21 protein-coding genes are annotated in these 26,704 nt (G+C 68.8%); 13 read left to right on the top strand and 8 right to left on the bottom strand.

Annotated features, from left to right (window positions below):
- Positions 1-187 precede the first annotated feature (187 nt).
- The 5 genes from ACWDX7_RS25655 to ACWDX7_RS25635 form a co-directional block, all read right to left on the bottom strand.
- The gene (locus ACWDX7_RS25655) at positions 188-1,192 is read right to left on the bottom strand and encodes a PAC2 family protein (protein ID WP_451490732.1); all 1,005 of its coding nucleotides are present in this window, start codon (positions 1,190-1,192) and stop codon (positions 188-190) included.
- 126 nt (positions 1,193-1,318) lie between these two features.
- Positions 1,319-2,926, bottom strand: a complete 1,608-nt coding sequence (locus ACWDX7_RS25650; protein ID WP_451490731.1) for an FAD-dependent oxidoreductase — start codon at positions 2,924-2,926, stop codon at positions 1,319-1,321.
- Between the two features lie 44 nt (positions 2,927-2,970).
- Positions 2,971-4,512 (bottom strand): glycerol kinase GlpK, encoded by a 1,542-nt coding sequence (glpK, locus tag ACWDX7_RS25645; protein ID WP_451490730.1) that lies wholly within the window; start codon positions 4,510-4,512, stop codon positions 2,971-2,973.
- A gap of 36 nt (positions 4,513-4,548) precedes the next feature.
- Complete coding sequence (locus ACWDX7_RS25640; RefSeq protein ID WP_451490729.1) at positions 4,549-5,337, bottom strand: MIP/aquaporin family protein; 789 nt, start codon at positions 5,335-5,337, stop codon at positions 4,549-4,551.
- A 389-nt stretch (positions 5,338-5,726) separates the two neighbouring features.
- The gene (locus tag ACWDX7_RS25635; protein ID WP_451490728.1) at positions 5,727-6,494 is read right to left on the bottom strand and encodes an IclR family transcriptional regulator; all 768 of its coding nucleotides are present in this window, start codon (positions 6,492-6,494) and stop codon (positions 5,727-5,729) included.
- A 289-nt stretch (positions 6,495-6,783) separates the two neighbouring features.
- Here ACWDX7_RS25635 and metH point away from each other — a divergent pair, with 289 nt between their 5' ends.
- The 4 genes from metH to ACWDX7_RS25615 all read left to right on the top strand — a co-directional run bounded on the left by metH (position 6,784) and on the right by ACWDX7_RS25615 (position 14,943).
- Entirely contained in the window at positions 6,784-10,296 is a 3,513-nt protein-coding gene (gene metH / locus ACWDX7_RS25630; RefSeq protein ID WP_451490727.1) for a methionine synthase, read from the top strand.
- Between the two features lie 110 nt (positions 10,297-10,406).
- On the top strand, positions 10,407-11,108 hold the full coding sequence (locus tag ACWDX7_RS25625; protein ID WP_451490726.1) for an HAD family hydrolase: 702 nt from the start codon (positions 10,407-10,409) through the stop codon (positions 11,106-11,108).
- Between the two features lie 575 nt (positions 11,109-11,683).
- The gene (locus ACWDX7_RS25620) at positions 11,684-13,288 is read left to right on the top strand and encodes an ABC transporter substrate-binding protein (protein ID WP_451490725.1); all 1,605 of its coding nucleotides are present in this window, start codon (positions 11,684-11,686) and stop codon (positions 13,286-13,288) included.
- 71 nt (positions 13,289-13,359) lie between these two features.
- Positions 13,360-14,943, top strand: coding sequence for an ABC transporter substrate-binding protein (locus ACWDX7_RS25615; RefSeq protein ID WP_451490724.1), 1,584 nt, complete (start codon positions 13,360-13,362; stop codon positions 14,941-14,943).
- A 67-nt stretch (positions 14,944-15,010) separates the two neighbouring features.
- Here the strand turns inward: ACWDX7_RS25615 and ACWDX7_RS25610 are convergent, their stop codons facing one another.
- Entirely contained in the window at positions 15,011-15,685 is a 675-nt protein-coding gene (locus ACWDX7_RS25610) for a response regulator (protein WP_451490723.1), read from the bottom strand.
- 64 nt (positions 15,686-15,749) lie between these two features.
- Positions 15,750-16,745 (bottom strand): RecB family exonuclease, encoded by a 996-nt coding sequence (locus tag ACWDX7_RS25605; RefSeq protein WP_451490722.1) that lies wholly within the window; start codon positions 16,743-16,745, stop codon positions 15,750-15,752.
- Positions 16,746-16,944: 199 nt separating this feature from the next.
- Here ACWDX7_RS25605 and ACWDX7_RS25600 point away from each other — a divergent pair, with 199 nt between their 5' ends.
- From ACWDX7_RS25600 to ACWDX7_RS25590, 3 genes are all read left to right on the top strand, one after another.
- A complete protein-coding gene (locus ACWDX7_RS25600) occupies positions 16,945-18,144 on the top strand; it encodes a site-2 protease family protein (protein WP_451490721.1) in 1,200 nt (399 codons plus the stop codon).
- Positions 18,145-18,162: 18 nt separating this feature from the next.
- Positions 18,163-19,059: a tRNA (adenine-N1)-methyltransferase gene (locus ACWDX7_RS25595; RefSeq protein WP_150520350.1), complete on the top strand. Its 897-nt coding sequence runs from the start codon at positions 18,163-18,165 to the stop codon at positions 19,057-19,059.
- A gap of 360 nt (positions 19,060-19,419) precedes the next feature.
- Entirely contained in the window at positions 19,420-19,941 is a 522-nt protein-coding gene (locus ACWDX7_RS25590; protein WP_451490737.1) for a hypothetical protein, read from the top strand.
- A gap of 4 nt (positions 19,942-19,945) precedes the next feature.
- Here ACWDX7_RS25590 and ACWDX7_RS25585 read toward each other — a convergent pair whose 3' ends face one another.
- Positions 19,946-20,266: a ferredoxin gene (locus ACWDX7_RS25585; RefSeq protein ID WP_451490720.1), complete on the bottom strand. Its 321-nt coding sequence runs from the start codon at positions 20,264-20,266 to the stop codon at positions 19,946-19,948.
- A gap of 264 nt (positions 20,267-20,530) precedes the next feature.
- Here ACWDX7_RS25585 and arc point away from each other — a divergent pair, with 264 nt between their 5' ends.
- The 6 genes from arc to prcA all read left to right on the top strand — a co-directional run bounded on the left by arc (position 20,531) and on the right by prcA (position 26,700).
- The gene (gene arc, locus ACWDX7_RS25580) at positions 20,531-22,297 is read left to right on the top strand and encodes a proteasome ATPase (protein WP_451490719.1); all 1,767 of its coding nucleotides are present in this window, start codon (positions 20,531-20,533) and stop codon (positions 22,295-22,297) included.
- Between the two features lie 251 nt (positions 22,298-22,548).
- Positions 22,549-24,060 (top strand): depupylase/deamidase Dop, encoded by a 1,512-nt coding sequence (dop, locus tag ACWDX7_RS25575; protein WP_451490718.1) that lies wholly within the window; start codon positions 22,549-22,551, stop codon positions 24,058-24,060.
- 188 nt (positions 24,061-24,248) lie between these two features.
- Positions 24,249-24,461 (top strand): ubiquitin-like protein Pup, encoded by a 213-nt coding sequence (locus ACWDX7_RS25570; protein WP_030233608.1) that lies wholly within the window; start codon positions 24,249-24,251, stop codon positions 24,459-24,461.
- A 37-nt stretch (positions 24,462-24,498) separates the two neighbouring features.
- Positions 24,499-25,098 (top strand): endonuclease VII domain-containing protein, encoded by a 600-nt coding sequence (locus tag ACWDX7_RS25565; protein WP_451490717.1) that lies wholly within the window; start codon positions 24,499-24,501, stop codon positions 25,096-25,098.
- Positions 25,050-25,889, top strand: coding sequence for a proteasome subunit beta (gene prcB / locus ACWDX7_RS25560; RefSeq protein WP_451490716.1), 840 nt, complete (start codon positions 25,050-25,052; stop codon positions 25,887-25,889). Before ACWDX7_RS25565 ends, prcB begins: the two co-directional genes overlap by 49 nt.
- A gap of 46 nt (positions 25,890-25,935) precedes the next feature.
- Positions 25,936-26,700, top strand: a complete 765-nt coding sequence (prcA, locus tag ACWDX7_RS25555; RefSeq protein WP_451490715.1) for a proteasome subunit alpha — start codon at positions 25,936-25,938, stop codon at positions 26,698-26,700.
- Positions 26,701-26,704 lie beyond the last annotated feature (4 nt).

Here is a 26,704-nt window from a genome sequence, read left to right as displayed (position 1 = left end):
CCTCCATCGAGGAGGAGGTGGACAAGATGACCTGGGCGACCAAGTGGGGCGCCGACACGGTCATGGACCGCGCTGCGGCACATTCCAGCCCCGCCGGCGTTTGATGCGCCGGGTGTGGGGCGGAGCCCCACGGAGCCGGGCGCAGCCCGGGGCGCTTGCGCGCCGGCGCCGCACAGGTCCCGCGTGGCTACGCCTCCGGCGGCTCCGGCGGGGTGTCCTCGTCCGGGGCCGCGGCCGGCGGCTGCTGCTCCTCCGCGGAGTGGTCCGGCTTGCGCTTCGGGTGGCGCGTCAGGCCGCTCGTGGTGTCCCGCAGGTAGGAGCCGTCCCCCGGCTCGGGCGCCGGCCCCGCCGCCGGGTCCCGGCGACGCAGGTACCGCTCGAACTCACGCGCGATCGCGTCCCCCGACGCCTCCGGCAGGTCCGCGGTGTCCCGCGCCTCCTCCAGCGTCTGCACGTACTCCGCCACCTCGCTGTCCTCGGCGGCCAGTTGGTCCACGCCCAGCTGCCAGGCCCGCGCGTCCTCCGGCAGTTCGCCCAGCGGGACCCGGATGTCGATCAGGTCCTCCAGCCGGTTCAGCAGGGCCAGCGTCGCCTTCGGGTTCGGCGGCTGCGACACGTAGTGCGGCACCGCCGCCCACAGTGACACCGCCGGAACACCCGCGTGCGTACAGGCCTCCTGAAGGACGCCCACGATGCCCGTGGGGCCCTCGTACCTGGTCTCCTCCAGGTCCATCGTCCGCGCCAGATCGGCGTCCGAGGTGACCCCGCTCACCGGCACCGGCCGGGTGTGCGGAGTGTCTCCGAGCAGCGCCCCCAGGATGACCACCATCTCCACGCCCAGCTCGTGCGCGAAGCCGAGGATCTCGTTGCAGAACGACCGCCACCGCATGGACGGTTCGATGCCCCGTACGAGCACCAGGTCCCGGGGCTTGGCACCCTTGATCCGGACCACCGAAAGACGGGTCGTCGGCCAGGTGATCTTCCGTACCCCGTTGTCCAGCCACACCGTCGGCCGGTTGACCTGGAAGTCGTAGTAGTCCTCGGCGTCCAGAGCCGCGAAGACCTCGCCCTTCCACTCCCGGTCCAGGTGCGCGACCGCACCGGAGGCCGCGTCACCCGCGTCGTTCCAGCCCTCGAACGCGGCCACCATGACCGGGTCGATCAGCTCGGGCACGCCCTCAAGCTCGATCACCCAGGTCTCCTTCCGAAGTTCCTTGTGTACGTGGGCCAGCCTAAGCCTTGAGGGGACACCGGCCACAGCCCACGGCAGAGGGGCGGTTCCCCTTGGAACCGCCCCTCTTTCCCCCGGCCGTGGGAGCTATGCCCGCTCGCCCAGCATCTCCTCGACCCGGCCGCGCACCTCGGCGCTGTCCAGCCCGCGGATGGTCACCGTCGTGCGGCGGCGCAGCACGTCGTCGACCGTCTCGGCCCACTCGTTGTCCCGGGCGTAGGCGACCTGCGCCCAGATCTCCGGGCCGTCCGGGTGGATCCGCTCGGCCAGCGCCGGGTCCTCGTTGGCGATCCGCGCGATGTCGAAGGCCAGCGAACCGTAGTGCGACGCCAGGTGCCGCGCGGTCAGCGGGTCCATCCGGCTGCCCGGCTCACGGTCCACCAGGAGCCGGTGGGCGACCGCGTTCGGGTTGGCGACGCCGGGCAGCGGCACCCGGCGTACGAGGGACTTCAGCGGCTCCATGTCCTCGGTCAGCGGGCTGCCCGGGAGCTTCGCCAGCTTGTCGATGACCACGCGGCCGATGTGGCGGTACGTCGTCCACTTGCCGCCGGCGACCGACAGCATGCCGCCCGCGCCCTCGGAGACCACCGTCTCGCGCTTCGCCTTCTCGACCCCGCCGGGGCCGCCGGGCAGCACCCGCAGACCGGCGAAGGCGTACGTCATCAGCGAGCGGTCGAGGTCCGCGTCCTTCACCGAGAAGGCCGCCTCGTCCAGGATCTGCTGGATGTCGGCCTCGGTGGCGCGCACGTCCGCCGGGTCGCCCTCGTAGACCTCGTCGGTCGTACCGAGGAGCAGCTGGTCCTCCCACGGGAGGGCGAAGGTGATGCGGTACTTGTCGATCGGGGTGGCCATGGCGGCCTTCCACGGCGACTTGCGCTTCATGACGATGTGCGCGCCCTTGGACAGGCGGATGGACGGCATCGAGTGCTTGTCCTCCATGCGCCGCAGGTGGTCCACCCACGGGCCGGTGGCATTGAGCACGACCCGTGCGTCCACCCCGAACTCGGTGCCGTCGAGGCGGTCCTTGAGTTCGGCGCCCGAGACCCGGCCGCGCGTCATGCGCAGACCGGTGACCTCGGCGTGGTTGAGGACGACCGCGCCCGACTCGACGGCCGCGCGGACCGTCATGACGGCGACGCGGGAGTCGTTCATCTGGTGGTCGTAATAAACCGCGACGGCCTTGAGGTTGTCCGTCTTCAGGCCCGGGTTGTCGGCGGCGGCACGGGCCGGCGATATGACCTTGCCCATGCCGTCGCCGAAGGCGGACAGCGCCGAATAGGCGAAGACGCCCGCACCCAGCTTCGCGGCGCCTACCGGACCGCCCTTGTACACCGGGAGGTAGAAGGTGAGCGGGTTGACCAGGTGCGGGGCCACGTCCTTGGCCAGCACCCGGCGCTCGTGGTGGTTCTCGGCGACCAGCTTGACCGCGCCGGTCTGCAGGTAGCGCAGGCCGCCGTGGACGAGCTTGGAGGAGGCCGAGGAGGTGGCGCCGGCGAAGTCGCCGGCGTCCACCATGGCGACCCGCAGACCCGACTGCGCGGCGTGCCAGGCCACCGAGGTGCCCAGGATCCCACCGCCGATGACCAGCAGGTCGTACGTGGCCTTCGCCAGCTGCTCACGGGTCTCGGCGCGGCTCGCGTTCGAACCGGCGGTCGGGTGCGTACCCAGGGTGGGAACGCTCTGCAGGCTGCTCATATCCCTTGACTCCTACTTACTCGTCGATTGCGCCGGCCGTGCGGTCAGCTGGCGTCTTCGTCGTCGACCCAGCCCATGGACCGCTCGACGGCCTTGAGCCAGCTCTTGTACTCGCGGTCCCGCTGTTCGGCGGGCATCCGCGGGGTCCACTCCGCCGCGCGGCGCCAGTTGGCGCGCAGGGCGTCGGTGTCGGGCCAGAAGCCGACGGCCAGGCCGGCGGCGTAGGCGGCGCCGAGGCAGGTGGTCTCGGCGACCATCGGGCGCACCACGGGGGCGTCCAGGAAGTCCGAGAGCGTCTGCATCAGCAGGTTGTTGGAGGTCATGCCGCCGTCGACCTTGAGGGCCGCGAGCTCCACGCCCGAGTCCTTGGTCATGGCGTCGGTGATCTCACGGGTCTGCCAGGCGGTGGCCTCCAGGACGGCACGGGCGATGTGCGCCTTGGTGACGTACCGGGTGAGGCCGGCGATCACACCGCGGGCGTCGGAGCGCCAGTACGGGGCGAAGAGGCCGGAGAAGGCCGGCACGAAGTACGCGCCGCCGTTGTCCTCGACCGAGGAGGCCAGCGTCTCGATCTCGGCCGCGGACTTGATCAGGCCCATCTGGTCGCGCATCCACTGGACGAGCGAGCCGGTGACGGCGATGGAGCCCTCCAGAGCGTAGACCGGCTTCTGGTCGCCGATCTGGTAGCCGACCGTGGTCAGCAGGCCGCTGTAGGAGTTGATGAGCTTGTCCCCGGTGTTCATCAGCATGAACGTTCCGGTGCCGTACGTGGACTTCGCCTCGCCCTCGGCGAAGCAGGTCTGGCCGAACAGCGCGGCCTGCTGGTCACCGAGCGCCGAGGCGACGGGGACACCGGCGAGGACGCCGTCCTTGACGTGGCCGTAGACCTCGGCGGAGGAGCGGATCTCGGGCAGGACGCCCAGCGGAACCCCCATCGACTCGGCGATGCGCTCGTCCCAGGCCAGGGTGTGCAGGTTCATCAGCATGGTGCGCGAGGCGTTGGTGACGTCGGTGACGTGCACACCGCCCTCGGCGCCGCCGGTGAGGTTCCAGATGACCCAGGAGTCCATGGTGCCGAAGAGGATGTCGCCGGCCTCGGCGCGCTCGCGCAGGCCCTCGACGTTGTCGAGCAGCCAGCGGACCTTCGGCCCCGCGAAGTAGCTCGCCAGCGGCAGGCCGGTCTCGCGGCGGAAGCGGTCCTGGCCGACGTTGCGGCCGAGCTCCTTGCACAGGGCGTCGGTGCGGGTGTCCTGCCAGACCAGCGCGTTGTGCACCGGCTCGCCGGTGTGCCGGTCCCACAGGAGGGTGGTCTCGCGCTGGTTCGTGATGCCGACGGCCTTGACGTCGGCCACGGTGAAGCCCGGGATGTCCTGGGCCGCCCTGGCGATGGCCCCGGCGACGACCTCCTGGACGTTGGTCCAGATCTCGGCCGCGTCGTGCTCGACCCAGCCCGGCTTCGGGAAGATCTGCTCGTGCTCCTTCTGGTCGACGGCGACGATGCGGCCGTCGCGGTCGAAGACGATGCAGCGGGAGGAGGTGGTGCCCTGGTCGATCGCGGCGATGAACGGGCCGGTGCTGCTGGTCATGGTGGCTGCTCCTGGGAAGTCCGGTGGGCGAACGGCTTAGACGAACGCGAGGTTGTAGATACCCGCGGCGAGGGCGCCGCCGATCAGCGGGCCGACGACGGGGATCCAGGCGTATCCCCAGTCGGAGCCGCCCTTGTTCGGCAGTGGCAGCAGCGCGTGGACGATGCGCGGACCCAGGTCGCGCGCCGGGTTGATGGCGTAGCCGGTCGGGCCGCCGAGCGAGAGGCCGATGCTGACGACGGTCAGGGCGACTATCAGACCGCCCAGGGTGCCCAGGCCCTTGCCTTCGTCGTTGAGGCCGAAGGCGAGTACCGCGAGCACCAGCACCAGGGTGCCGATGATCTCGGTGGCGAGGTTCTGCCACACGTTGCGGATCTCGGGGCCGGTGGAGAAGACACCGAGCACGGGGCCGGCGGCCGGCTCCGTCTTCTGGTCGACCAGGCCCGCCGTCTCGGACTTGGTCGCGACGATCTCCGGATCCGTCAGGTGGGCCTTGAACTGGCCGTAGTAGGCCACCCAGGCCAGCGTGGCACCGATCATGGCGCCGAGGAGCTGGCCGGCGAAGTAGACCGGAACGTTGCTCCAGTCCCCGTCCTTGATGGCGATACCGAGCGTGACGGCGGGGTTGAGGTGGGCGCCGGACAGGGTGCCGGTCATGTACACGGCGGTCATGACCGCGAAGCCCCACCCGAAGGTGATCGCCAGCCAACCCGCGTTCTGCGCCTTCGAGCGCTTGAGCACGACGGCGGCGACGACGCCGGCGCCGAGCAGGATGAGTACGGCGGTACCGATGATCTCGCCGATGAAGATGTCGGAGCTGGACACCCGCGACTCCTTAGTCATACGTCCAGGGGGTGGGCGGACGCCGGGTCCCGTCCGGCCGTCCGCGCACTCGGTGAGTGCTGCACCGGCCCTTGGCTTGTCACACCTTAACTCTTATTGCCGTCAGGTGTTCGACAATGCCGACCGGTGAACGGCAGTTTTCCGCCCGAGTGAAGAATGCGTCAAGAGGTCGCCGGGGCCAGGTGCCGGATCGTTACCACTAGGTACGATCGCCCAAAACCGGCCATGACATGGTCGGTATACGGCCAAAAGAGGGCAGGAAGCAGCCGGGTGGCGGCCAGGAAGCGGCCGCCGGGTGCTAGGGGAAGCCGGGAACCGGCCGTCAGGTGCAGGGGGGAGCCGGGAAGCGGCCCCTCAGGTCCGGGGAAAGCTCAGAACCGGCCCGCGCCGAGATCGCGCGACACCGCCCGCGCACAGTCCCGTACGGAGGCCACCAGGGCGCCGTGCGGCTCTCCCGAGTCGCCGCAGACCCGCTCCACGGCGCCCGCGACCGCCACCGCGCCCACCGGCATCCGACGCCGGTCGTGGATGGGGGCCGCCACCGAGGCGATGCCGTCCCAGGTCTCCTCGACATCGGCGGCCCAGCCGCGCGCCCGGGTCAGCGTCAGGATCTCCTCGAAAGCGGTGCCGTCGGTGACCGTGCGGGGCGTGAACGCCTCGCGTTCCACATCGTGGGCCTGGGTGTGGGCCACCGGGTCGTACGCCGACAGCACCTTGCCCAAAGCGGTCGAATGCAGCGGCTGCATCGCCCCGACCTCCAGTACCTGACGGCTGTCGTCCGGCCGGAACACGTGGTGCATGATCAGCACCCCGCTCTTGTGCAGGACCCCCACGTACACGCTCTCGCCGCTCGCCCGGGCCAGGTCGTCCGTCCAGACCAGAGCGCGGGCGCGCAGCTCGTGGACGTCCAGATAGCTGTTCCCCAGCCGCAGCAGCTCCGCCCCGAGCTGGTACCGCCCGGAGGCCGGATCCTGCTCCACGAAGCCCTCGGCCTGCAGGGTGCGCAGGATGCCGTGGGCCGTGCCCTTGGCCAGGCCGAGTGAGGAGGCCACGTCCGAGAGTCCCAGCCGGCGCTCGCCGCCTGCCAGGAGCCGCAGCATCGCAGCGGCTCGTTCGAGCGACTGGATGTTCCGTGCCATCGTGCAAGCCTCCTGCTGACCGTACTGACTGGTGCGTCCATGGTGACGCGGTTCGACAATGCTGAACAGTATCGGTCGATGCCGACCTCTCGCATGGTTCGGGGAAGTCTTCGAGACAGCTTCGCCGGTGCGTCCCTCGCGACACCCGGCAGGCCCCCGCCACAGAATGCAGTCCGCCACGTGGGACGCCCCCACCGGGTCCGGGGCCACGCGGTTACTCTGGCCGCGTGCACCCTTTGACACCGAGGGGTGCAAAGCCGACAGCCGTCGCATCCCAGGGAGCAGAAGCATGGCCTCGTTGCCGAACCCGCCCGCTGATACCCAGACCCGGGCTGATGCCCTTCGTGAGGCACTGGCCACTCGGGTGGTGGTGGCTGACGGGGCGATGGGGACGATGCTCCAGGCGCAGGATCCGACGATGGAGGACTTCCAGCAGCTGGAGGGCTGCAACGAGGTTTTGAACGTGACGCGTCCCGACATCGTGCGCACGGTCCACGAGGCGTATTTCTCGGTGGGTGTGGACTGTGTGGAGACCAACACCTTCGGGGCGAATTTCGCGGCGCTGGCGGAGTACGACATCGCGGAGCGCAACTTCGAGCTGTCGCAGGCGGGTGCCCGGATCGCCCGGGAGGTCGCGGATGAGTTCACGGCCTCGACGGGGGAGCAGCGGTGGGTGCTGGGCTCGATGGGGCCGGGTACGAAGCTGCCGACGCTGGGCCACATCGGGTATGCGCAGATCCGTGACGCCTACCAGGTCAATGCGGAGGGTCTGATCTCGGGTGGCGCGGATGCGCTGCTGGTGGAGACCACGCAGGACCTGCTGCAGACGAAGTCCTCGATCACCGGGGCGCGGCGGGCGATGGAGGCGCTGGGGGTTTCGGTTCCGCTGATCTGCTCGGTGACGGTGGAGACGACCGGCACGATGCTGCTGGGCTCGGAGATCGGCGCCGCGCTGACGGCGCTGGAGCCGCTGGGGATCGACATGATCGGTCTGAACTGCGCCACCGGCCCGGCGGAGATGAGCGAGCACCTGCGCTATCTGGCGCGCCATGCCCGTATCCCGCTCTCGTGCATGCCCAATGCGGGTCTGCCGGTCCTGACCAAGGACGGCGCCCACTATCCGCTGAGCGCCCCGGAGCTGGCGGATGCGCAGGAGACCTTCGTGCGCGAGTACGGGCTGTCCCTGGTCGGCGGCTGCTGCGGGACGACGCCGGAGCACCTGCGCCGGGTCGTCGAGCGGGTGCGCGGTGTGGCTGTCAGCGAGCGCAGTCCGCGTCCGGAGGCGGGGGCGTCCTCGCTCTATCAGACGGTGGCGTTCCGTCAGGACACCGCCTATATGGCGATCGGTGAGCGCACGAACGCCAACGGGTCGAAGAAGTTCCGTGAGGCGATGCTGGAAGCGCGCTGGGACGACTGCGTGGAGATGGTCCGCGAGCAGATCCGTGAGGGCGCGCACATGCTGGACCTGTGTGTGGACTATGTCGGCCGGGACGGTGTCGCGGACATGGCGGAGCTGGCGGGGCGTTTCGCCACCGCTTCCACGCTGCCGATCGTGCTGGACTCCACGGAGGTTCCCGTTCTTCAGGCGGGTCTGGAGAAGCTGGGCGGGCGGGCGGTCATCAACTCGGTGAACTACGAGGACGGTGACGGGCCCCAGTCGCGGTTCGCGAAGGTGACCGGGCTGGCTCAGGAGCACGGGGCGGCGCTGATCGCGCTGACCATCGATGAGCAGGGCCAGGCCCGCACGGTCGAGCACAAGGTGGCGATCGCGGAGCGGCTGATCGCGGATCTGACGGGGAATTGGGGGATCCGGGAGTCGGACATCCTCATCGACACCCTGACGTTCACGATCTGCACGGGGCAGGAGGAGTCGCGCGGGGACGGCGTCGCGACGATCGAGGCGATCCGTGAGCTCAAGCGCCGCCACCCGGAGGTTCAGACGACCCTGGGCCTGTCGAACATTTCCTTCGGTCTGAATCCGGCGGCGCGTGTGCTGCTGAACTCCGTCTTCCTTGACGAGTGTGTGAAGGCGGGTCTGGATTCGGCGATCGTCCACGCGAGCAAGATCCTGCCGATCGCGCGGTTCGATGAGGAGCAGGTCAATACCGCTCGGGATCTCATCTACGACCGCCGGGCGGAGGGTTATGACCCGCTGCAGAAGCTGATGGCGCTGTTCGAGGGCGTGAACACCAAGTCCCTCAAGGCGGGCCGGGCCGAGGAGCTCCTGGCGCTGCCTTTGGACGAGCGTTTGCAGCGGCGGATCATCGACGGGGAGAAGAACGGCCTGGAAGCCGATCTGGATGAGGCGCTGCGGACGCGTCCGGCCCTGGACATCGTCAACGACACGCTGCTGGAGGGTATGAAGGTCGTCGGTGAGCTGTTCGGGTCGGGTCAGATGCAGTTGCCCTTCGTGTTGCAGTCGGCTGAGGTGATGAAGACGGCGGTGGCCTACCTGGAACCGCACATGGAGAAGACCGACGATGACGGCAAGGGCACGATCGTGCTGGCCACCGTGCGCGGTGACGTGCATGACATCGGCAAGAACCTGGTCGACATCATCCTGACCAACAACGGCTACAACGTGGTCAACATCGGGATCAAGCAGCCGGTCTCCGCGATCCTGGAGGCCGCGCAGGAGCACAAGGCCGACGTGATCGGCATGTCGGGGCTGCTGGTGAAGTCGACGGTGATCATGAAGGAGAACCTTCAGGAGCTCAACCAGCGCAAGCTGGCCGCCGACTACCCCGTCATCCTGGGCGGCGCCGCCCTCACCCGCGCCTACGTCGAACAAGACCTCCACGAAATCTACGAGGGCGAAGTCCGCTACGCCCGCGACGCCTTCGAAGGCCTGCGCCTCATGGACGCCCTGATCGCCGTCAAGCGCGGCGTCCCCGGCGCGTCCCTGCCCGAGCTCAAGCAGCGCCGGGTCGCGAAGCGGGATGTTCCGGTCCTCCCGGCGGACGAGCCGGAGGAGCCCGGTGGCCGTTCCGACGTGGCCGTGGACAACCCGGTCCCCACCCCGCCGTTCTGGGGCACGCGGGTCGTCAAGGGCATCCCGCTGAAGAACTACGCCTCCTGGCTGGACGAGGGCGCCCTCTTCAAGGGCCAGTGGGGTCTGAAGCAGGCCCGCGCCGGCGGAGCGACGTACGAGGAACTCGTGGAGAGCGAGGGCCGCCCGCGCCTGCGCGGCCTCCTGGACAAGCTCCACACCGAAAACCTCCTCGAAGCCGCCGTCGTCTACGGATACTTCCCCTGCGTCTCCAAGGGCGAGGACCTGATCATCCTGGACGAGCGCGGCAATGAGCGGACCCGCTTCACCTTCCCGCGCCAGCGCCGCGGCCGCCGCCTGTGCCTGGCCGACTTCTTCCGCCCCGAGGACTCCGGCGAAACCGACGTCGTGGGCCTTCAGGTCGTCACCGTCGGCTCCCGCATCGGCGAGGCCACGGCCAAGCTCTTCGAATCCGACTCCTACCGCGAGTACCTGGAACTGCACGGCCTGTCGGTCCAGCTGGCCGAGGCCATGGCCGAGTACTGGCACGCCCGCGTGCGCGCCGAGCTCGGCTTCGCCGGCGAGGACCCGGCCAATGTTGAGGACATGTTCGACCTGAAGTACCGCGGTGCCCGCTTCTCGCTGGGCTACGGCGCCTGCCCCGACCTGGAGGACCGGGCCAAGATCGCCGACCTCCTCCAGCCGGAGCGGATCGGCGTCCACCTCTCGGAGGAGTTCCAGCTCCACCCCGAACAGTCCACCGACGCCATCGTCATCCACCACCCCGAAGCGAAGTATTTCAACGCACGCTGACGCGGAGCGACGTACACTAGTCGGTCCCATACAGGCCGGTCGCCTGTTCCCCGGGGTATGCCCCGCGGAAGAGGTGACCGGCCTTCTCGTCCCTTCCGAGAGGTGTGCGCATGACGAGTACCGTTCCCGCCGCCGTCACCCGTACGGCCGACGGCTCAGCCCTCCAGGCGGTGCTGCTCGACATGGACGGCACCCTCGTCGACACCGAAGGCTTCTGGTGGGACGCCGAGGTCGATGTCTTCGGGGAGCTGGGGCACCGGCTCGACGAGTCCTGGCGCCACATCGTCGTCGGCGGTCCCATGACCCGGAGCGCGGCCTTCCTGATCGAGGCCACCGGCGCCGCCATCACCGTCGGCGAGCTGAGCGTGCTGCTCAACGAGCGTTTCGAGGCGCGCATCGCCGACCGCGTCCCGCTCATGCCCGGCGCCGAGCGGCTCCTGGCCGAGCTGGCCCGGCACAACGTGCCCACCGCCCTCGTCTCCGCATCGCACCGCCGCGTCATCGACCAGGTGCTGCTCTCCCTGGGGCGCGACCGCTTCACCCTGACCGTGGCCGGGGACGAGGTCCCGCGTACCAAGCCGCACCCCGATCCGTACCTGCTCGCCGCCACCGGCCTCGGCGCGCACCCCTCCCGGTGCGCGGTCATCGAGGACACGACCACTGGTGTCGCCGCCGCGGAGGCCGCCGGCTGCCGGGTGGTGGCGGTCCCCTCCGTCGGTCTGATCACGCCCGCGCCCGGGCGTACGGTCGTGCGCTCGCTGGAGGACGTGGACCTGGCCTTCCTGCGCTCCCTCATCGTCCCGCTGAACTGATCGCACCGTCCCCGTCAGGCCTCCGGCGGTCCGGCGCCCGCGCCCGGCCGTCAGGTGCCAACGAACGGCGTCCGCCGATACATAACGGCACCCCTCGCACACGCTCCGTACCGAACAGAACACCCGCAGGATCGATGTCCAGCGGAAGAATCTTCCGCCCGAAGCCCCGGAGGCTGAAATTCCATCCCCTCCGGGGTGTTGGCCTCACGTGACCTTGGTCACGCGCCTCGGCCCGGACGGACCTGTCGGGCGGCCCTGTGGCCTTCCCTTGTGTCCGCATTGATCAGCACGTGACCGAATCTGCGGCGACCCCCTCATCAACAGGCAGTCCGCTCCCATCACGGTGCGATTACGCCCCAAGTCAGGCCAGTTCCAGCCATCCCGTCCACGGCCACTACTGTCAATCCGGGCACTACGCCGCACCTCAGCCGTACCGGACACACACCCCTGTGCCCGGACGGCGTGGACCGATCGTCACAACACCGGCCCGATCGTTCCGCCCCGAACGGGCGACCACCGCGAAGTGCCCTTCACACCGCTTTGAGCAAGTGCCGGTCATAGGGAGTACTTCCAGCATGAACCGCAAGACCCTGGTGCTGACGGCCGCGGCCGGACTGCTCACCCCCACGCTGGCCGCCTGCGGCAGCGCGAGCGGCGGTGGAGCGGGATCCGGAGCGATCGTCGTCGGCACCACCGACCGGTTCGAAGCCAACGAGACGGCCCCCGCTCCCTTCGACCCGGCGCACGCCTACGACGCCGGCGCCTGGAACATCCTGCGCCAGACCGTCCAGACGCTGATGCACACCCCGCGCGGCGGCGGCCAGCCCGTGCCCGAAGCAGCCTCCGACTGCCGCTTCACCGACGCCGGCAACGAGAGCTACCGCTGCACCCTGCGCCCCGGGCTGAAGTTCGCGAGCGGTGACCCGCTCACCGCCAAGGACGTCAAGTTCTCCATCGACCGCGTCCTCGCCATCAAGGACGAGAACGGTCCGTCCTCCCTGCTGTCCACCCTCGACACCGTCGAGACCAAGGGCGCCGACACCGTCGTCTTCCACCTGAAGACCCCGGACGCGACCTTCCCCAACAAGCTCTCCACCCCCGCCACCGGCATCGTCAGCGCCAAGGACTACGACGCTGGGAAGCTGCGCGAGGGCTTCGCCGTGGACGGCTCCGGCCCGTACACGATGAAGGCAGAAGTCAAGGACAACCAGCTCGTCCGCGCCGTCTTCAGCAAGAACCCCCACTACAAGGGCGACCTCAAGCCGCAGAACGACAAGGCCGAGCTGCGCACCTTCCCCGACTCCCGGAGCATGGGCAGGGCGCTCACCGACGGATCCATCCACATGGTCTCCCGCACCCTGTCGCCCGACCAGATCACCGAGCTGTCGGCCAAGCCGCCCAAGGGCGTCAGGCTCGTCCCCATGCCTGGCCTGGAGATCCGCTACCTCGGCTTCAACACCGAGGCCCCGGTCGTCAAGGACAAGGCCGTACGCCAGGCCCTCGCCGCCGCCGTCGACCGCAACGCGCTCATCTCGAAGGTCTACGGGAAATCCGCGCAGCCGCTCTACTCGCTGGTCCCCACCTCCCTGACGGGGCACGTCAACTCCTTCTTCAACAAGTACGGCGAAGCCAACACCCCCAAGGCGGCCGCCCTGCTGAAGGACGCGGGAATCAAGACCCCCGTCAAGCTGACCCTGAACTACACCAAGGACCACTACGGCGACGGCACGGCCGCCGAGTTCGAGGCCCTCAAGACGCAGCTGAACTCCACTCAGCTGTTCGACATCACCGTCCAGGGCAGCGACTGGGCCGACTTCCGGCCCGCGCAGAAGAAGGGCGACCACGCCGCCTACGGGCTCGGCTGGTTCCCCGACTTTGCGGACGCCGACAACTTCCTCGCCCCGTTCCTGGAGCAGGACAACTTCCTGGGCACGCCGTACGCCAACAGCACGGTGCGCACCAAGCTCATCCCCGACTCCCGGCGCGCGGTCGACCGCAACGTGGCCGCCCCCGCGATCACGGAGATGCAGGACATCGTCGCCGAGGACGTGCCCGTCCTGCCCCTGTGGCAGGGCAAGCAGTACGTCGCCGCACGCGACGGGATCACCGGAGTGGAGTGGTCGGTCAACGCCATCTCCGACCTCCAACTGTGGGAGCTCGGCCGCGGAGTCAGCGGCTGAGACCGACAGGAACCGGCGGCGGGTGTCGCAGGCCGGCGCAACGATTCGTTAAGACTGTGAAGGACGTTCGCGTGATGACACGTAACCAGTGGTTGGCGGCCCCGCTCGGCGCGGCCACCGCCGCCGCGCTGCTCAGCGGTTGCGGTTCGACGGATGGCTCGAATGCCGGCAACGGCAAGGGCGTGGTCATGGGCATATCCGACAAGGTGAAGTCCATCGACCCCGCCTCGGGCTACGACCCGGGCTCCTGGCTGCTCTTCAACAACGTCTTCCAGTCGCTGCTGGGCTTCCCCAAGGGCGGCACCACGCCCGAGCCCGACGCCGCGCAGACCTGCTCCTTCGAGGGCGGCGAGAGCAAGGTGTACAAGTGCGTCCTGCGCGGCGGCCTGAAGTTCAGCAACGGCAACAGCCTCACCTCCAAGGACGTCAAGCACTCCTTCGAGCGCACCATGAAGATCAATGACGAGAACGGCCCCGCCGTGCTCCTCTCGTCGATCGCGGGCATCGACACTCCCGACGAGAAGACCGTCGTCTTCCGCCTCAAGACGGCCGACGCGACCTTCCCCAGCAAGATCGCCTCGGGCGCCGGCTCCATCGTCGACCACCGGGAATACCCGGCCGACAAGCTCCGCACCGACAACAAGGCCGTCGGCTCCGGCGTCTACAAGCTGGACTCCTACAGCGACAAGAGCGCCGGCTTCTCGGTCAACGAGTCCTACAGCGGCAAGGCCAAGCCCAAGAACAACGGCGTGACCCTGAAGTTCTTCAACGGGGACCAGGCCACCCTCAAGACCGTCCTGGAACGCGGCGAGGTGGACTTCGCCTTCCGCGGCCTGGCCGCCAAGGACATCGCCGGCCTGGCCTCCGTCAAAACGGGCGACCAGAAGGTCGATGTCGTCCAGGGCACCGGCGCCGAAGTCGAGCACATGGTCTTCAACATGAACGACCCGGTCGCCGGCAAGCTGCCCATCCGCAAGGCCATCGCCTACCTCATCGACCGCGAGGCACTGGTCAAGAACGTGTACGCGGGCACCGCCACCCCGCTGTACTCCATCGTCCCGGCCGGCATATCCGGACACACCACCGCCTTCTTCGACCGCTACGGGGGCAGCCCCCAGCCCGAGAAGGCCAAGGCCGTCCTGAAGGCCGCCGGCATCAACGGCAAGATCAAGCTGACCCTGTGGTCCACGCCGTCCCGCTACGGCCCCTCCACCGACCAGCAGTTCCAGGTCATCGCCCAGCAGCTCAACGACAGCGGCCTGTTCGAGGCCGAGATGAAGTCCGTCGAGTTCGACCAGTACGAGAAGGACATCGCGGCCGGCAAGTACGGCGTCTACGTGAAGGGCTGGGTCCCCGACTACCCGGACGCGGACAACTTCACGCAGCCCTTCTTCGGCGAGGGCAACGTCCTGCAGAACAACTACGACAACAAGGAGATCACCGGGAGCATCATCCCGTCGACCTCCGGCAAGACCGACCGCACCGCCGCCGTGCCCGACTACACGCGCCTGCAGGACATCGTCGCCGACGAGATCCCGCTGCTCCCGCTCTGGCAGGGCAAGCAGTACGCCGTGACCCGCCAGGACGTCGGCGGTCTCCAGTGGTCCCTGGACGCCTCGACCGTCTTCCGCTTCTGGGAGATCAGCAAGGGCTGACCCGTGGGCCAAGAGGAAGGGCCGGCAGCCGCGCGACGCGGCTGCCGGCCCCTTCCGGTATCCGGGGCTACTGCCCGGCGCCCGGGCGGACCAGACCGCTCTCGTACGCGTACACCGCCGCCTGGACCCGGTCCCTCAGGCCCAACTTCGTGAGCACGTGCCCCACATGCGTCTTCACCGTGGTCTCGCTCACGAACAGGTCCGCCGCGATCTCCGCGTTCGACAGCCCCCGGGCCACCAGCTTCAGCACCTCCACCTCACGCTCCGTCAGCGTGCCCAAGGAGTTCGGTACGTTCTCCTCGCCCGACGGCAGGTGGCCCGCGTACTTGTCCAGCAGCCGCCGCGTGATGCTCGGCGCGAGCAGCGCCTCACCCGCCGCGACCACCCGGATCGCCTGCACCAGCTCAGTGGCGGGCGCGTCCTTCAGCAGGAACCCGCTCGCCCCCGCCCGCAGCGCCTCCACGACGTACTCGTCCAGGTCGAAGGTGGTCAGTACGAGCACCTTCGCCGGTCCGTCCCGGCCGGGACCGGTGATCTGCCGGGTCGCCTCCACCCCGTCCATCCGGGGCATCCTGATGTCCATCAGCACCACGTCCGGCTGCAGCGCCCGCACCTGGTCCAGCGCCTGCAGACCGTCCCCCGCCTCGCCGACCACCGCCAGGTCCTCCTCCGCCTCCAGGATCATCCGGAAGCCGGTGCGCAGCAGGGGCTGGTCGTCGACCAACAGGACGCGGATCGCCACGGGGTCTACCTCGATTCGTCGGACGGCTTCGGCGGACGCCGCCCATTCTGCCCTGGCCCGACGATCAGGATTCCGCCGGGCGGACCACCGCGCCCTCCCCGGACCCCTCGGCCCGAGACGGCTCCGCCCCGGCCCCCTGCTGCTGGGCCGCCTCCGCCCGTGCAGCCTCCGCCCGGGCCGCCTCCGCCCGCTCACGCGGAACGATCACCAGCGGATAGGCCGGGGGAGTCCCCCCGAACTCAGGACACACCGCCTGATGATCACACCAGCCGCACAGCTTCGTCGGCCGGGGCAGCCACTCACCGCTCTCCGTCGCCTCCTTGATCGCCTCCCACAACGCGTGCAGCTTGCGCTCGACCCGCTCCAGATCCGCGATCACCGGGTCGTACGTCAGCACGTCCCCGCTCCCCAGGTACACCAGCTGCAACCGACGCGGCACCACCTGCTTCAGCCGCCACACCACCAGCGCGTAGAACTTCATCTGGAACAACGCGCCCTCCGCGTACTGCGGCCGCGGAGCCTTGCCCGTCTTGTAGTCGACGATCCGCACCTCACCCGTGGGCGCCACGTCCACCCGGTCGATGATCCCGCGCAGCCGCAGTCCCGACTCCAGCTCCGTCTCCACGAAGAACTCCCGCTCCACCGGCTCCAGCCGCGTCGGGTCCTCCAAGGTGAACCAGCGCTCCACCAGCGCCTCGGCCTCCGTCAGCCACCGCGCCAGCTCCGCCCCCTCGTCCCCCTTTGGAAACAACCCCGTCAGCTCCGGCTTCGCCTCCAGCAGCCGCTCCCACTGCCCCGGGATCAGCGCCTTCGCCCGCGGCGCCGTCCGCTCCGGCGCCGGATGGTCGAACAACCGCTCCAGCACCGCGTGCACCAGCGTCCCCCGCGTCGCCGCCGCACTCGGCTTCTCCGGCAGCTTGTCGATCACACGGAACCGGTACAGCAACGGGCACTGCATGAAATCGCTCGCCCGCGAAGGGGAAAGCGACATGGGCCGCGCAGCGCCCGCCACCGCGCCGGCATCGGCTGCGCCCCGCACAGCACCGGAACTCATCGTCATGCGCGAAACCCTACGGCCCGCCACCGACAAGCGGCGCATACCATCGACGCCGGGCCCCCCGGCACTGCATGATCGATGCATCACACCGCGCCACGGCGCGGCCGTACACACGCCGGACCCACAGCGCCACCACACTGGGACCGCGCGAGAAACCGCCGACGGAACCGACCCGCCGGACAGCACCGAACGAAGGACAGCCGTGGCAGACACCGACGAAACCGGCGAGCGCGGAGCCCGGCGCTCCGGACCGGGCGGCGGACTCCTCATGGGCCGCCCCTTCGGCGTGCCCGTCTACGTCTCGCCCAGCTGGTTCCTGGTCGCCGCCCTCATCACCTGGGTCTTCGGCGACCAGCTCGACCGGATCCTCCCCGACCTCGGCCCGGTCCGCTACCTGGTCTCCCTCTTCTTCGCGGTCGCCTTCTACGCCTCCGTCCTCGTCCACGAGCTCGCCCACACCGTCGCCGCACTCCGCTTCAAACTCCCCGTCCGCCGCATCCGGCTCCAGTTCTTCGGCGGCGTCTCCGAGATCGAAAAGGAATCCGAGACCCCGGGCCGCGAATTCGTCCTCGCCTTCGTCGGCCCCCTGCTCTCCCTCCTCCTCGCCGGAGCCTTCTACCTCGGCATGAACGCCGTCGACCCGGCGACCGTCCCCGGCGTCCTCCTCGCCGGCCTGATGATCTCCAACCTCCTCGTCGCCGCCTTCAACCTCCTCCCCGGCCTCCCCCTCGACGGCGGCCGCATGCTCCGCGCCGTCATCTGGGGCATCACCGGCAAACCCATGGCCGGAACCGTCGCCGCCGCCTGGATCGGCCGCGGCCTCGCCATCGCCGTCCTCCTCGGCCTGCCCCTCCTCACCCACACCGGGCTCGTCGGCAACCGAGCCCAGGACGTCGGCGGCATGGACACCGTCATGGACGCGCTGCTCGCCGCCATCCTCGCCGCGATCATCTGGACCGGCGCCGGCAACAGCCTGCGCATGGCACGCCTGCGCGAACACCTCCCCGAACTGCGCGCCCGCACCCTCACCCGGCGCGCCATCCCGGTCGAGCACACCACCCCGCTCTCCGAAGCCCTGCGCCGGGCCAACGCGGCCGGCGCCCGCGCCCTCGTCGTAGTCGACGGCCAGGGCGCGCCCACCGCCATCGTCCGCGAGAGCGCCATCGCCTCCGTCCCCGAACACCGCCGCCCGTGGGTCGCCGTCAGCACCCTCGCCCAGGACCTCACCGACGGCATGAAGGTGTCCGCGGAACTCGCCGGCGAAGAACTCCTCGACCACCTCCGCGCCACCCCCGCCTCCGAATACCTCGTCCTCGAACCCGGCGGCGAGATCTACGGCGTCCTGTCCACCCTGGACGTCGAGAAGGCCTTCGTGAAGGCCATGGCGCGGCCCCAGCCCTGAAGCCAATACACTGGTCACATGTCCGAACCGACCGGTGCCGCCCGCCGACGCGGGCCCTTCGAGGTCGGGGACCAGGTTCAGCTCACCGACCCCAAGGGCCGCCACTACACGTTCACGCTCGAAGCCGGGAAGAATTTCCACACCCACAAGGGTTCCTTCCCGCACGACGAGCTGATCGGTGCTCCCGAGGGCAGCGTTGTCCGCACCACGGGCAATGTCGCGTACCTCGCGCTGCGTCCCCTGCTCCCCGACTACGTCCTGTCCATGCCCCGCGGCGCCGCCGTGGTCTACCCCAAGGACGCGGGCCAGATCCTGGCCTTCGCCGACATCTTCCCCGGCGCCCGCGTCGTGGAAGCAGGTGTGGGCTCCGGCTCCCTGAGCAGCTTCCTGCTGCGCGCCATCGGCGATCAGGGCATGCTCCACAGCTACGAGCGCCGCGCGGACTTCGCCGAGATCGCCACAGCCAACGTCGAGCGCTACTTCGGCGGCCCCCACCCCGCGTGGCAGCTGACCGTCGGCGACCTCCAGGACAACCTGTCCGACACGGACGTCGACCGCGTCATCCTCGACATGCTCGCCCCCTGGGAGTGCCTGGAGGCCGTCTCCAAGGCGCTCGTCCCCGGCGGCATCCTCTGCTGCTACGTGGCCACCACCACCCAGCTCGCCCGGACCGTCGAATCCATCCGCGAGTTCGGCTGCTACGCCGAACCGCAGCCCTGGGAATCGATGATCCGCAACTGGCACGTCGAGGGCCTGGCCGTCCGCCCGGACCACCGGATGATCGGCCACACCGGCTTCCTCGTCACCGCCCGCCGCCTCGCGGACGGCGTCGAACCGCCCCTGCGCCGCCGCCGCCCCTCCAAGGGCGCGTACGGCGAGGACTACGACGGCCCCGGCAGCGACCGGTCCGCCTGACGGCAACCGCGACACCGGCCCACCCGCTCACCCAACACGCAGGCGCCGCCGCGCAGTTCTCCGGACCAGCCGGGAACTGCGCGGCAGCGCCTTTTCGTTGTGCGCTGACAGCACACCCGCCCGAACGCACCCGCCCGAACGCACCCGCCCGAACGCACCCGCCCCAACGCGGACGACCGAACCTGCACGGACCCGGCCGTTCCGCCCCCGTGTGAGGTGTGGCACGATGCTGGCTCCCCGTCACCCTTCGCACAGGAGACACCCCGCGTGCCGTACCGCACCGTCGAGCTGGCCCCGACCCTGGAAAACCCGGCGCACAGCGGCGCCAGGCCCATCCACTGGCTCGCCACGGCCTGCGCCATGGCGGCCGTCATAGCCACCGCGGGGCTCGTCCAGCCGGCCACCGGCGTATCAGCCCAGGCGTCCACGGAAACCGTCGCCGCCCCCGCGAGCGGCCCTCAGGCTGCCGCCTCGTCCCCCGACACCACCGGCTTCACCTACCCCCTGGACTGCAAGGGCGCCCCCCAAGCGGCCACCGCCACCGCCCACGGCGACCTCGACGGCGACGCCCGCCCCGAAACCGTCGTGGCGGTCCGCTGCCAAGCGGGCTCCGGCACCCCGCCCCACGCGCTCTACGTCCTCACCCGGGACCGCACCGAAGCCGCCCCGCCCCGCCTCGTCGCCACCCTCCTCGACACCACCGCACGACAGACCGTCACCGATCTCACCGTCCGCGACGGAGCGGTCACCGCTACCCTCCTCGGCTACTCCGCCCCCGAGGTCCCCCGCTGCTGCCCCGACCGCCAGCAGCTCGCCAAGTGGCGCTGGAGCGGCGGAAAATTCCGCCAGGAGCTGACGGACTCGACCGCCAAGCGTGTTTGAAACGTCACTCGGCGTCCGGGCCGAAGACTTCCACCCCGTCCGAAACGCGCCTTACGTGAATGCAGTCACCCGGACATTCCTTCGCCGAGTCGACCACGTCCTGGAGCAGCGGCAGCGGAACCGGAGTCGTCGCCCCCGCGCTCTGCAGCAACTCGTCGTCACCGCTCTTCACGTACGCCAGACCGTCGATGTCCAGCTCGAACACCTCCGGCGCGTACTGCGCGCAGATGCCGTCCCCGGTGCAGAGGTCCTGGTCGATCCAGACCTCAAGCGGCTCGCCGGCCCCGCCGGCGCCAGCCGCGGGAGCCTCCTGCTGCACGGTCATATCTCCTGCCGTTCCCTGCGCTGAGTGATCCATCCCGGTCACGACTCGCGGCAAGTCGCGCGGGCTCTGACGGGTGTTGAACACTTCGACCTTACAACCGGCCGCTTTCCGATGCCGCAGGGTGGGTATTTCCCTGGTGTGAGGGAGTACGCAAGGGTGAAGATCGGACACACCCCTACCGTCTTTGTGATCTAGGGGTTTCAATCACCACCAGCCCAGGTAGGGTCAGGAAGCGTCCAGCTCCCCTTGGAGGAGGTGAGGACCGTGGCAGCCCACGACGACGACATCAACCGCGGCATCCGGCCCGGGCGAGGGTCCGAGGACCCCGCCGGCCAGGTTGCCTACCTAGAGCAGGAAATCGCCGTCCTGCGACGTAAGCTCGCCGACTCTCCGCGACACACGAGGATTCTCGAAGAGCGGATCGTCGAGCTGCAGACAAATCTTGCCGGCGTATCCGCACAGAACGAACGACTGGCGAATACCCTCCGTGAGGCCCGCGACCAGATCGTAGCCCTCAAGGAAGAAGTCGACCGGCTCGCACAGCCGCCGGCCGGCTTCGGTGTCTTCCTGCAGTCCAACGAGGACGGCACCGTGGACATCTTCACCGGAGGCCGCAAACTCCGCGTGAACGTCAGCCCCAGCGTCGAACCGGAAGACCTCCGGCGCGGCCAGGAGGTCATGCTCAACGAGGCCCTCAACGTGGTCGAGGCCATGCAATTCGAGCGGGCCGGGGACATCGTCACCCTCAAGGAGATCCTGGAGGACGGCGAGCGCGCCCTGGTGGTCGGGCACACCGACGAGGAAAGGGTGGTGAGGCTCGCCGAGCCGCTCCTGGACATCACCATCCGCCCCGGCGACGCCCTGCTGCTCGAACCCCGCTCCGGCTACGTCTACGAGGTCGTCCCCAAGAGCGAGGTCGAGGAACTCGTCCTCGAAGAGGTCCCGGACATCGACTACTCCAAGATCGGCGGCCTGGGCGACCAGATCGAGCTGATCCGCGACGCCGTCGAGCTCCCCTACCTCTACCCGGACCTGTTCAAGGAGCACGAACTGCGGCCGCCCAAGGGCATCCTGCTCTACGGCCCGCCCGGCTGCGGCAAGACGCTCATCGCCAAGGCCGTGGCCAACTCCCTTGCCAAGAAGGTCGCCGAGGTGACCGGCCAGCCCGCCGGGAAGTCCTACTTCCTCAACATCAAGGGCCCCGAACTCCTCAACAAGTACGTCGGCGAGACCGAGCGGCACATCCGCCTCGTCTTCCAGCGTGCCCGCGAGAAGGCCAGCGAGGGCACCCCCGTCATCGTCTTCTTCGACGAGATGGAATCCCTCTTCCGCACCCGCGGATCCGGAGTCAGCTCGGACGTGGAGAACACCATCGTCCCCCAGCTGCTCGCCGAGATCGACGGTGTGGAAGGCCTGGAGAACGTCATCGTCATCGGCGCCTCCAACCGCGAGGACATGATCGACCCGGCCATCCTGCGACCCGGCCGCCTCGACGTGAAGATCAAGATCGAGCGCCCGGACGCCGAGGCCGCGAAGGACATCTTCGCGAAGTACCTCAAGGCCTCGCTGCCCCTGCACACGGACGACCTGTCCGAACACCAGGGCTCCCCGGCCGGCACCGTCCACAGCATGATCCAGACCGTCGTCGAGCAGATGTACGCGGAATCCGAGGAGAATCGCTTCCTAGAGGTCACGTACGCCAACGGAGACAAGGAAGTCCTCTACTTCAAGGACTTCAACTCCGGCGCGATGATCCAGAACATCGTGGACCGTGCGAAGAAGATGGCCATCAAGGCCTTCCTCGAACACAACCAGAAGGGCCTCCGCGTCGCCCACCTCCTCCAGGCTTGCGTGGACGAGTTCAAGGAGAACGAGGACCTGCCCAACACCACCAACCCGGACGACTGGGCCCGGATCTCCGGCAAGAAGGGCGAGCGGATCGTATTCATCCGCACACTCGTCACCGGAAAGCAGGGCGCGGACACCGGTCGCTCCATCGATACGGTGGCAAACACCGGTCAGTACCTCTGACCAAGCAGGGCGGCTGCGGGTGCCCTCCTCGGGCATCCGCAGCCGACTGCTTTACCGGCCGCTTCCAGCCGGAACAGCGTGAATTCAATGACGGAAATGATCTCCCCACGAGCGCGGAGTAGTTCTAGGCTCTTCCGTACCGACGGACGCGCAGTGCGGGGACGGGCACCGCACAGGACGACGCACCGGAGCACCAGCGGTACTTGAGCGCCGCTCCCGAAAGGGGAGCGCCGCCGGGCAAGGAGGGCCGCATGACCGTACGGCGAGTAATGGGGATCGAGACGGAGTACGGGATCTCCGTCCCCGGGCACCCGAACGCCAATGCCATGCTCACCTCGTCCCAGATCGTCAACGCCTACGCGGCGGCGATGCACCGGGCGCGACGCGCCCGCTGGGACTTCGAGGAGGAGAATCCGCTGCGGGACGCCCGCGGCTTCGACCTCGCCCGCGAGGCCGCCGACAACAGCCAGCTCACCGACGAGGACATCGGCCTCGCCAACGTCATCCTCACCAACGGCGCGCGCCTCTACGTCGACCACGCGCACCCCGAGTACAGCTCCCCGGAGATCACCAACCCCCTCGACGCCGTGCTCTGGGACAAGGCCGGCGAACGGATCATGGCCGAGGCCGCCGTCCGGGCCGCCCAGCTGCCCGGAGCCCAGCCGATCCACCTCTACAAGAACAACACCGACAACAAGGGCGCCTCCTACGGCACGCACGAGAACTACCTGATGAAGCGGGAGACCCCCTTCTCGGACATCGTGCGCCACCTGACCCCCTTCTTCGTCTCACGCCAGGTCGTCACCGGCGCGGGCCGCGTCGGCATCGGCCAGGACGGCCGCGAGCACGGCTTCCAGATCAGCCAGCGAGCGGACTACTTCGAGGTCGAGGTCGGCCTGGAGACCACCCTCAAGCGGCCCATCATCAACACCCGCGACGAGCCGCACTCCGACGCGGAGAAGTACCGCCGACTGCACGTGATCATCGGCGACGCCAACCTCTCCGAGATCTCCACCTACCTCAAGCTCGGCACCACCGCCCTGGTCCTCTCCATGATCGAGGACGGCTTCATCACCGTCGACCTCGCCGTCGACCAGCCCGTACGCACTCTCCACCAGGTCTCGCACGACCCCGACCTCCACCAGCTGATCACGCTGCGGAGCGGCCGGACACTGACCGCCGTGCAACTCCAGATGGAGTACTTCGAGCTGGCCCGCAAATACGTGGACGAGCGGTTCGGGACCGACGCGGACGATCAGACCAAGGACGTGCTCGGGCGCTGGGAGGACGTACTGGGACGCCTCGAGAGCGATCCGATGAGCCTGTCCGGAGAGCTGGACTGGATCGCCAAGCGGGAGATCCTGGAGGGCTACCGGCGCCGGGACAGCCTGGACTGGGACGCCGCGCGCCTGCACCTGGTGGACCTCCAGTACGCGGACGTACGCCCCGAGAAGGGCCTGTACAACCGCCTGGCGGCCCGCGGCAAGATGAAGCGGCTCCTGGAGGAGCCCGCGGTGGAGCGGGCCGCGAGCAAGCCGCCGGAGGACACCCGGGCCTACTTCCGCGGGCGCTGCCTGGAGCAGTACGCGGACGACGTCGCGGCGGCCTCCTGGGACTCGGTGATCTTCGACCTGCCGGGCCACGACTCCCTCCAGCGGGTCCCCACGCTGGAGCCCCTGCGGGGGACCCGGGCCCACGTGAAGGAACTCCTGGACCGCTGCCGCACGGCGCAGGACCTGGTCCGCGTGCTTTCGGGGCGGTGATTGCGGCTGAAAGGCCGCCGGTCCGGGAATCATGAAGGCAGCCGGACGTCGCGGCGGACGGTATGGACAACTACGGGGACGAATGACGGACCCTCCTTGTAGGGTCCGACGTAGGGTCTGATCTTGAGGGATCCCGAATCCCGGGGTCTCTCGACGTGAGCGTGCGAACCGAGCGGGGTGAGGTAGACATGGCGACCAAGGACACCGGCGGCGGACAGCAGAAGGCGACGCGCTCGACCGAGGAGGTCGAGGAGGCGGCGGTCGAGGAATCGACCGACCTCAAGGAGCGCCAGGAGAAGCTCTCCGACGACGTCGACTCCGTACTTGACGAGATTGACGATGTACTTGAAGAGAATGCCGAGGATTTCGTTCGGAGTTTCGTACAAAAAGGTGGCGAATGACCTTCGAATCTAAGGCGAAACCGCAAGCATTGGCGCTATGTCCAATGGAACGAAATGGTGTCGCGGTTGCAGCCGCGACGTGCCTCTGAGCGGATTCGCCTTTGATCGGAACCGTGGCGACGGCCTTCAGCCGAGGTGCCGGGAGTGCGTGGCAGCCTATGGCGCCGAGCACTACCGGCGCCGCCAGGCCGCCAGAGGCAAGGTCGTCAAGGAAAAGGTGGATGTGCCGTCCGGGCACAAGTTGTGTCGGCAGTGCGGTGAGGTCAAGCCGCACGGTGAGTGGCACAGAAACGCGACAGCGTCTGACGGCCTGTCCACTCGATGCAAGGCATGCCGGGTGATTCAAGGCCGGGTAGGCCACTTGAAGCGTTCGTACGGCATCACAGAGGCTGAGCGTGACGAGATGATCGCCGCTCAGGGCGGCGTCTGCGTGATCTGCCAAGTGGCTCCCGCCCAGCATGTTGATCACGATCATCAGACGGGTAAGGTCCGAGGCGTACTGTGTTTCAGCTGTAACGCAGCCCTGGGGCAGTTCAAGGATCGGCCGGACGTCCTACGGCGTGCAGCCGCTTACGTGGAAGGAAACCTGTGGAACCCAACACTCGTAGCACAGGGCGTCTACCGGCAGCCTTCCTGACGCCGGGGTCGTCGTCCTTCATGGACTTCCTGGGCGCGCACTCGCCCGAGATGCTGCCCGGCAACCGGCGGCTGCCGGAGGGTGTCGTCGAGGCGCCGCACGGGACGACCATCGTCGCGGCCACCTTCCCCGACGGAGTCGTGCTGGCCGGTGACCGGCGGGCGACCATGGGGAACATGATCGCGCAGCGGGACATCGAGAAGGTGTTCCCGACCGACGAGTACTCCGCCGTCGGCATCGCCGGTACGGCCGGCCTGGCCGTGGAGATGGTGAAGCTGTTCCAGCTGGAGCTGGAGCACTTCGAGAAGGTGGAGGGGACGACCCTTTCGCTGGAGGGCAAGGCGAACCGGCTGTCGACCATGATCCGGAGCAATCTGGGCATGGCGATGCAGGGGCTGGCCGTCGTGCCGCTCTTCGCCGGCTATGACGAGGCCAAGGAGAAGGGCCGGATCTTCTCCTACGACGTGACCGGCGGCCGCTCCGAGGAGCACGGTTTCGCGGCCACGGGCTCGGGTTCGATCTTCGCCCGGGGTTCGATGAAGAAGCTGTACCGCGACGATCTGACGGAGCAGCAGGCGACCACGCTGGTCGTGCAGGCCCTGTACGACGCCGCCGACGACGACTCGGCCACCGGTGGCCCTGACTTGTACCGCCGGATCTACCCGATCGTCACCGTCATCACCGACGAGGGCTTCAGGAGGCTCAGCGAGGGAGAGTCCTCGGAGCTGGCCCGCGCCATCACCGCGCGTCGCATGGAGCAGCCCGACGGGCCGCGCGCCGCCCTGCTCTGATCATCCGCCGCCCCGTAGGAGCCCAGAAGAAAGGGACGGACAGCCGGTGTCGACTCCGTTCTACGTGTCACCTCAGCAGGCCATGGCCGACCGGGCGGAATACGCCCGTAAGGGCATCGCCCGCGGTCGCAGTCTTGTCGTGTTGCAGTATGCCGACGGCATCGTGTTCGTCGGTGAGAATCCGTCGCGCGCGCTGCACAAGTTCAGTGAGATCTATGACCGGATCGGTTTCGCGGCCGCCGGTAAGTACAACGAGTACGAGAATCTGCGGATCGGCGGGGTGCGCTACGCCGATCTGCGGGGATACACCTACGACCGTGACGATGTGACGGCCCGTGGGCTGGCGAATGTGTACGCGCAGACGCTGGGCACGATCTTCTCCTCGGCCGGTGAGAAGCCGTACGAGGTGGAGTTGGTCGTGGCCGAGGTCGGTGCGACCGCGGCCGGTGACCAGATCTACCGGTTGCCGCATGACGGGTCGATCGTGGATGAGCACGGTTCGGTCGCGGTCGGTGGGAATGCCGAGCAGATCAGTACCTTCCTGGATCAGCGTCACCGGGACGGGATGACTCTGGCGGAGGCGTTGAAGCTGGCGGTGCAGGCGTTGTCGAGTCAGGCGAACGGTGCGGACAAGACGATTCCGGCCGAGCGGCTGGAGGTGGCGGTGCTGGACCGGACGCGGGCGCAGCAGCGGAAGTTCAAGCGGATCCGGGGCCGGCAGCTGGCGAGGCTGCTGGAGGCGGATGTGCCGGCGGCCGCGCAGGCGGATGCCGTGTCGAATGACGAGGCTCCGGAGGATGAGGCGGAGTAGGACC

The organism is Streptomyces sp. NPDC003034, from assembly GCF_053591375.1.
This window is presented reverse-complemented; position numbering and strand designations above follow the sequence as displayed.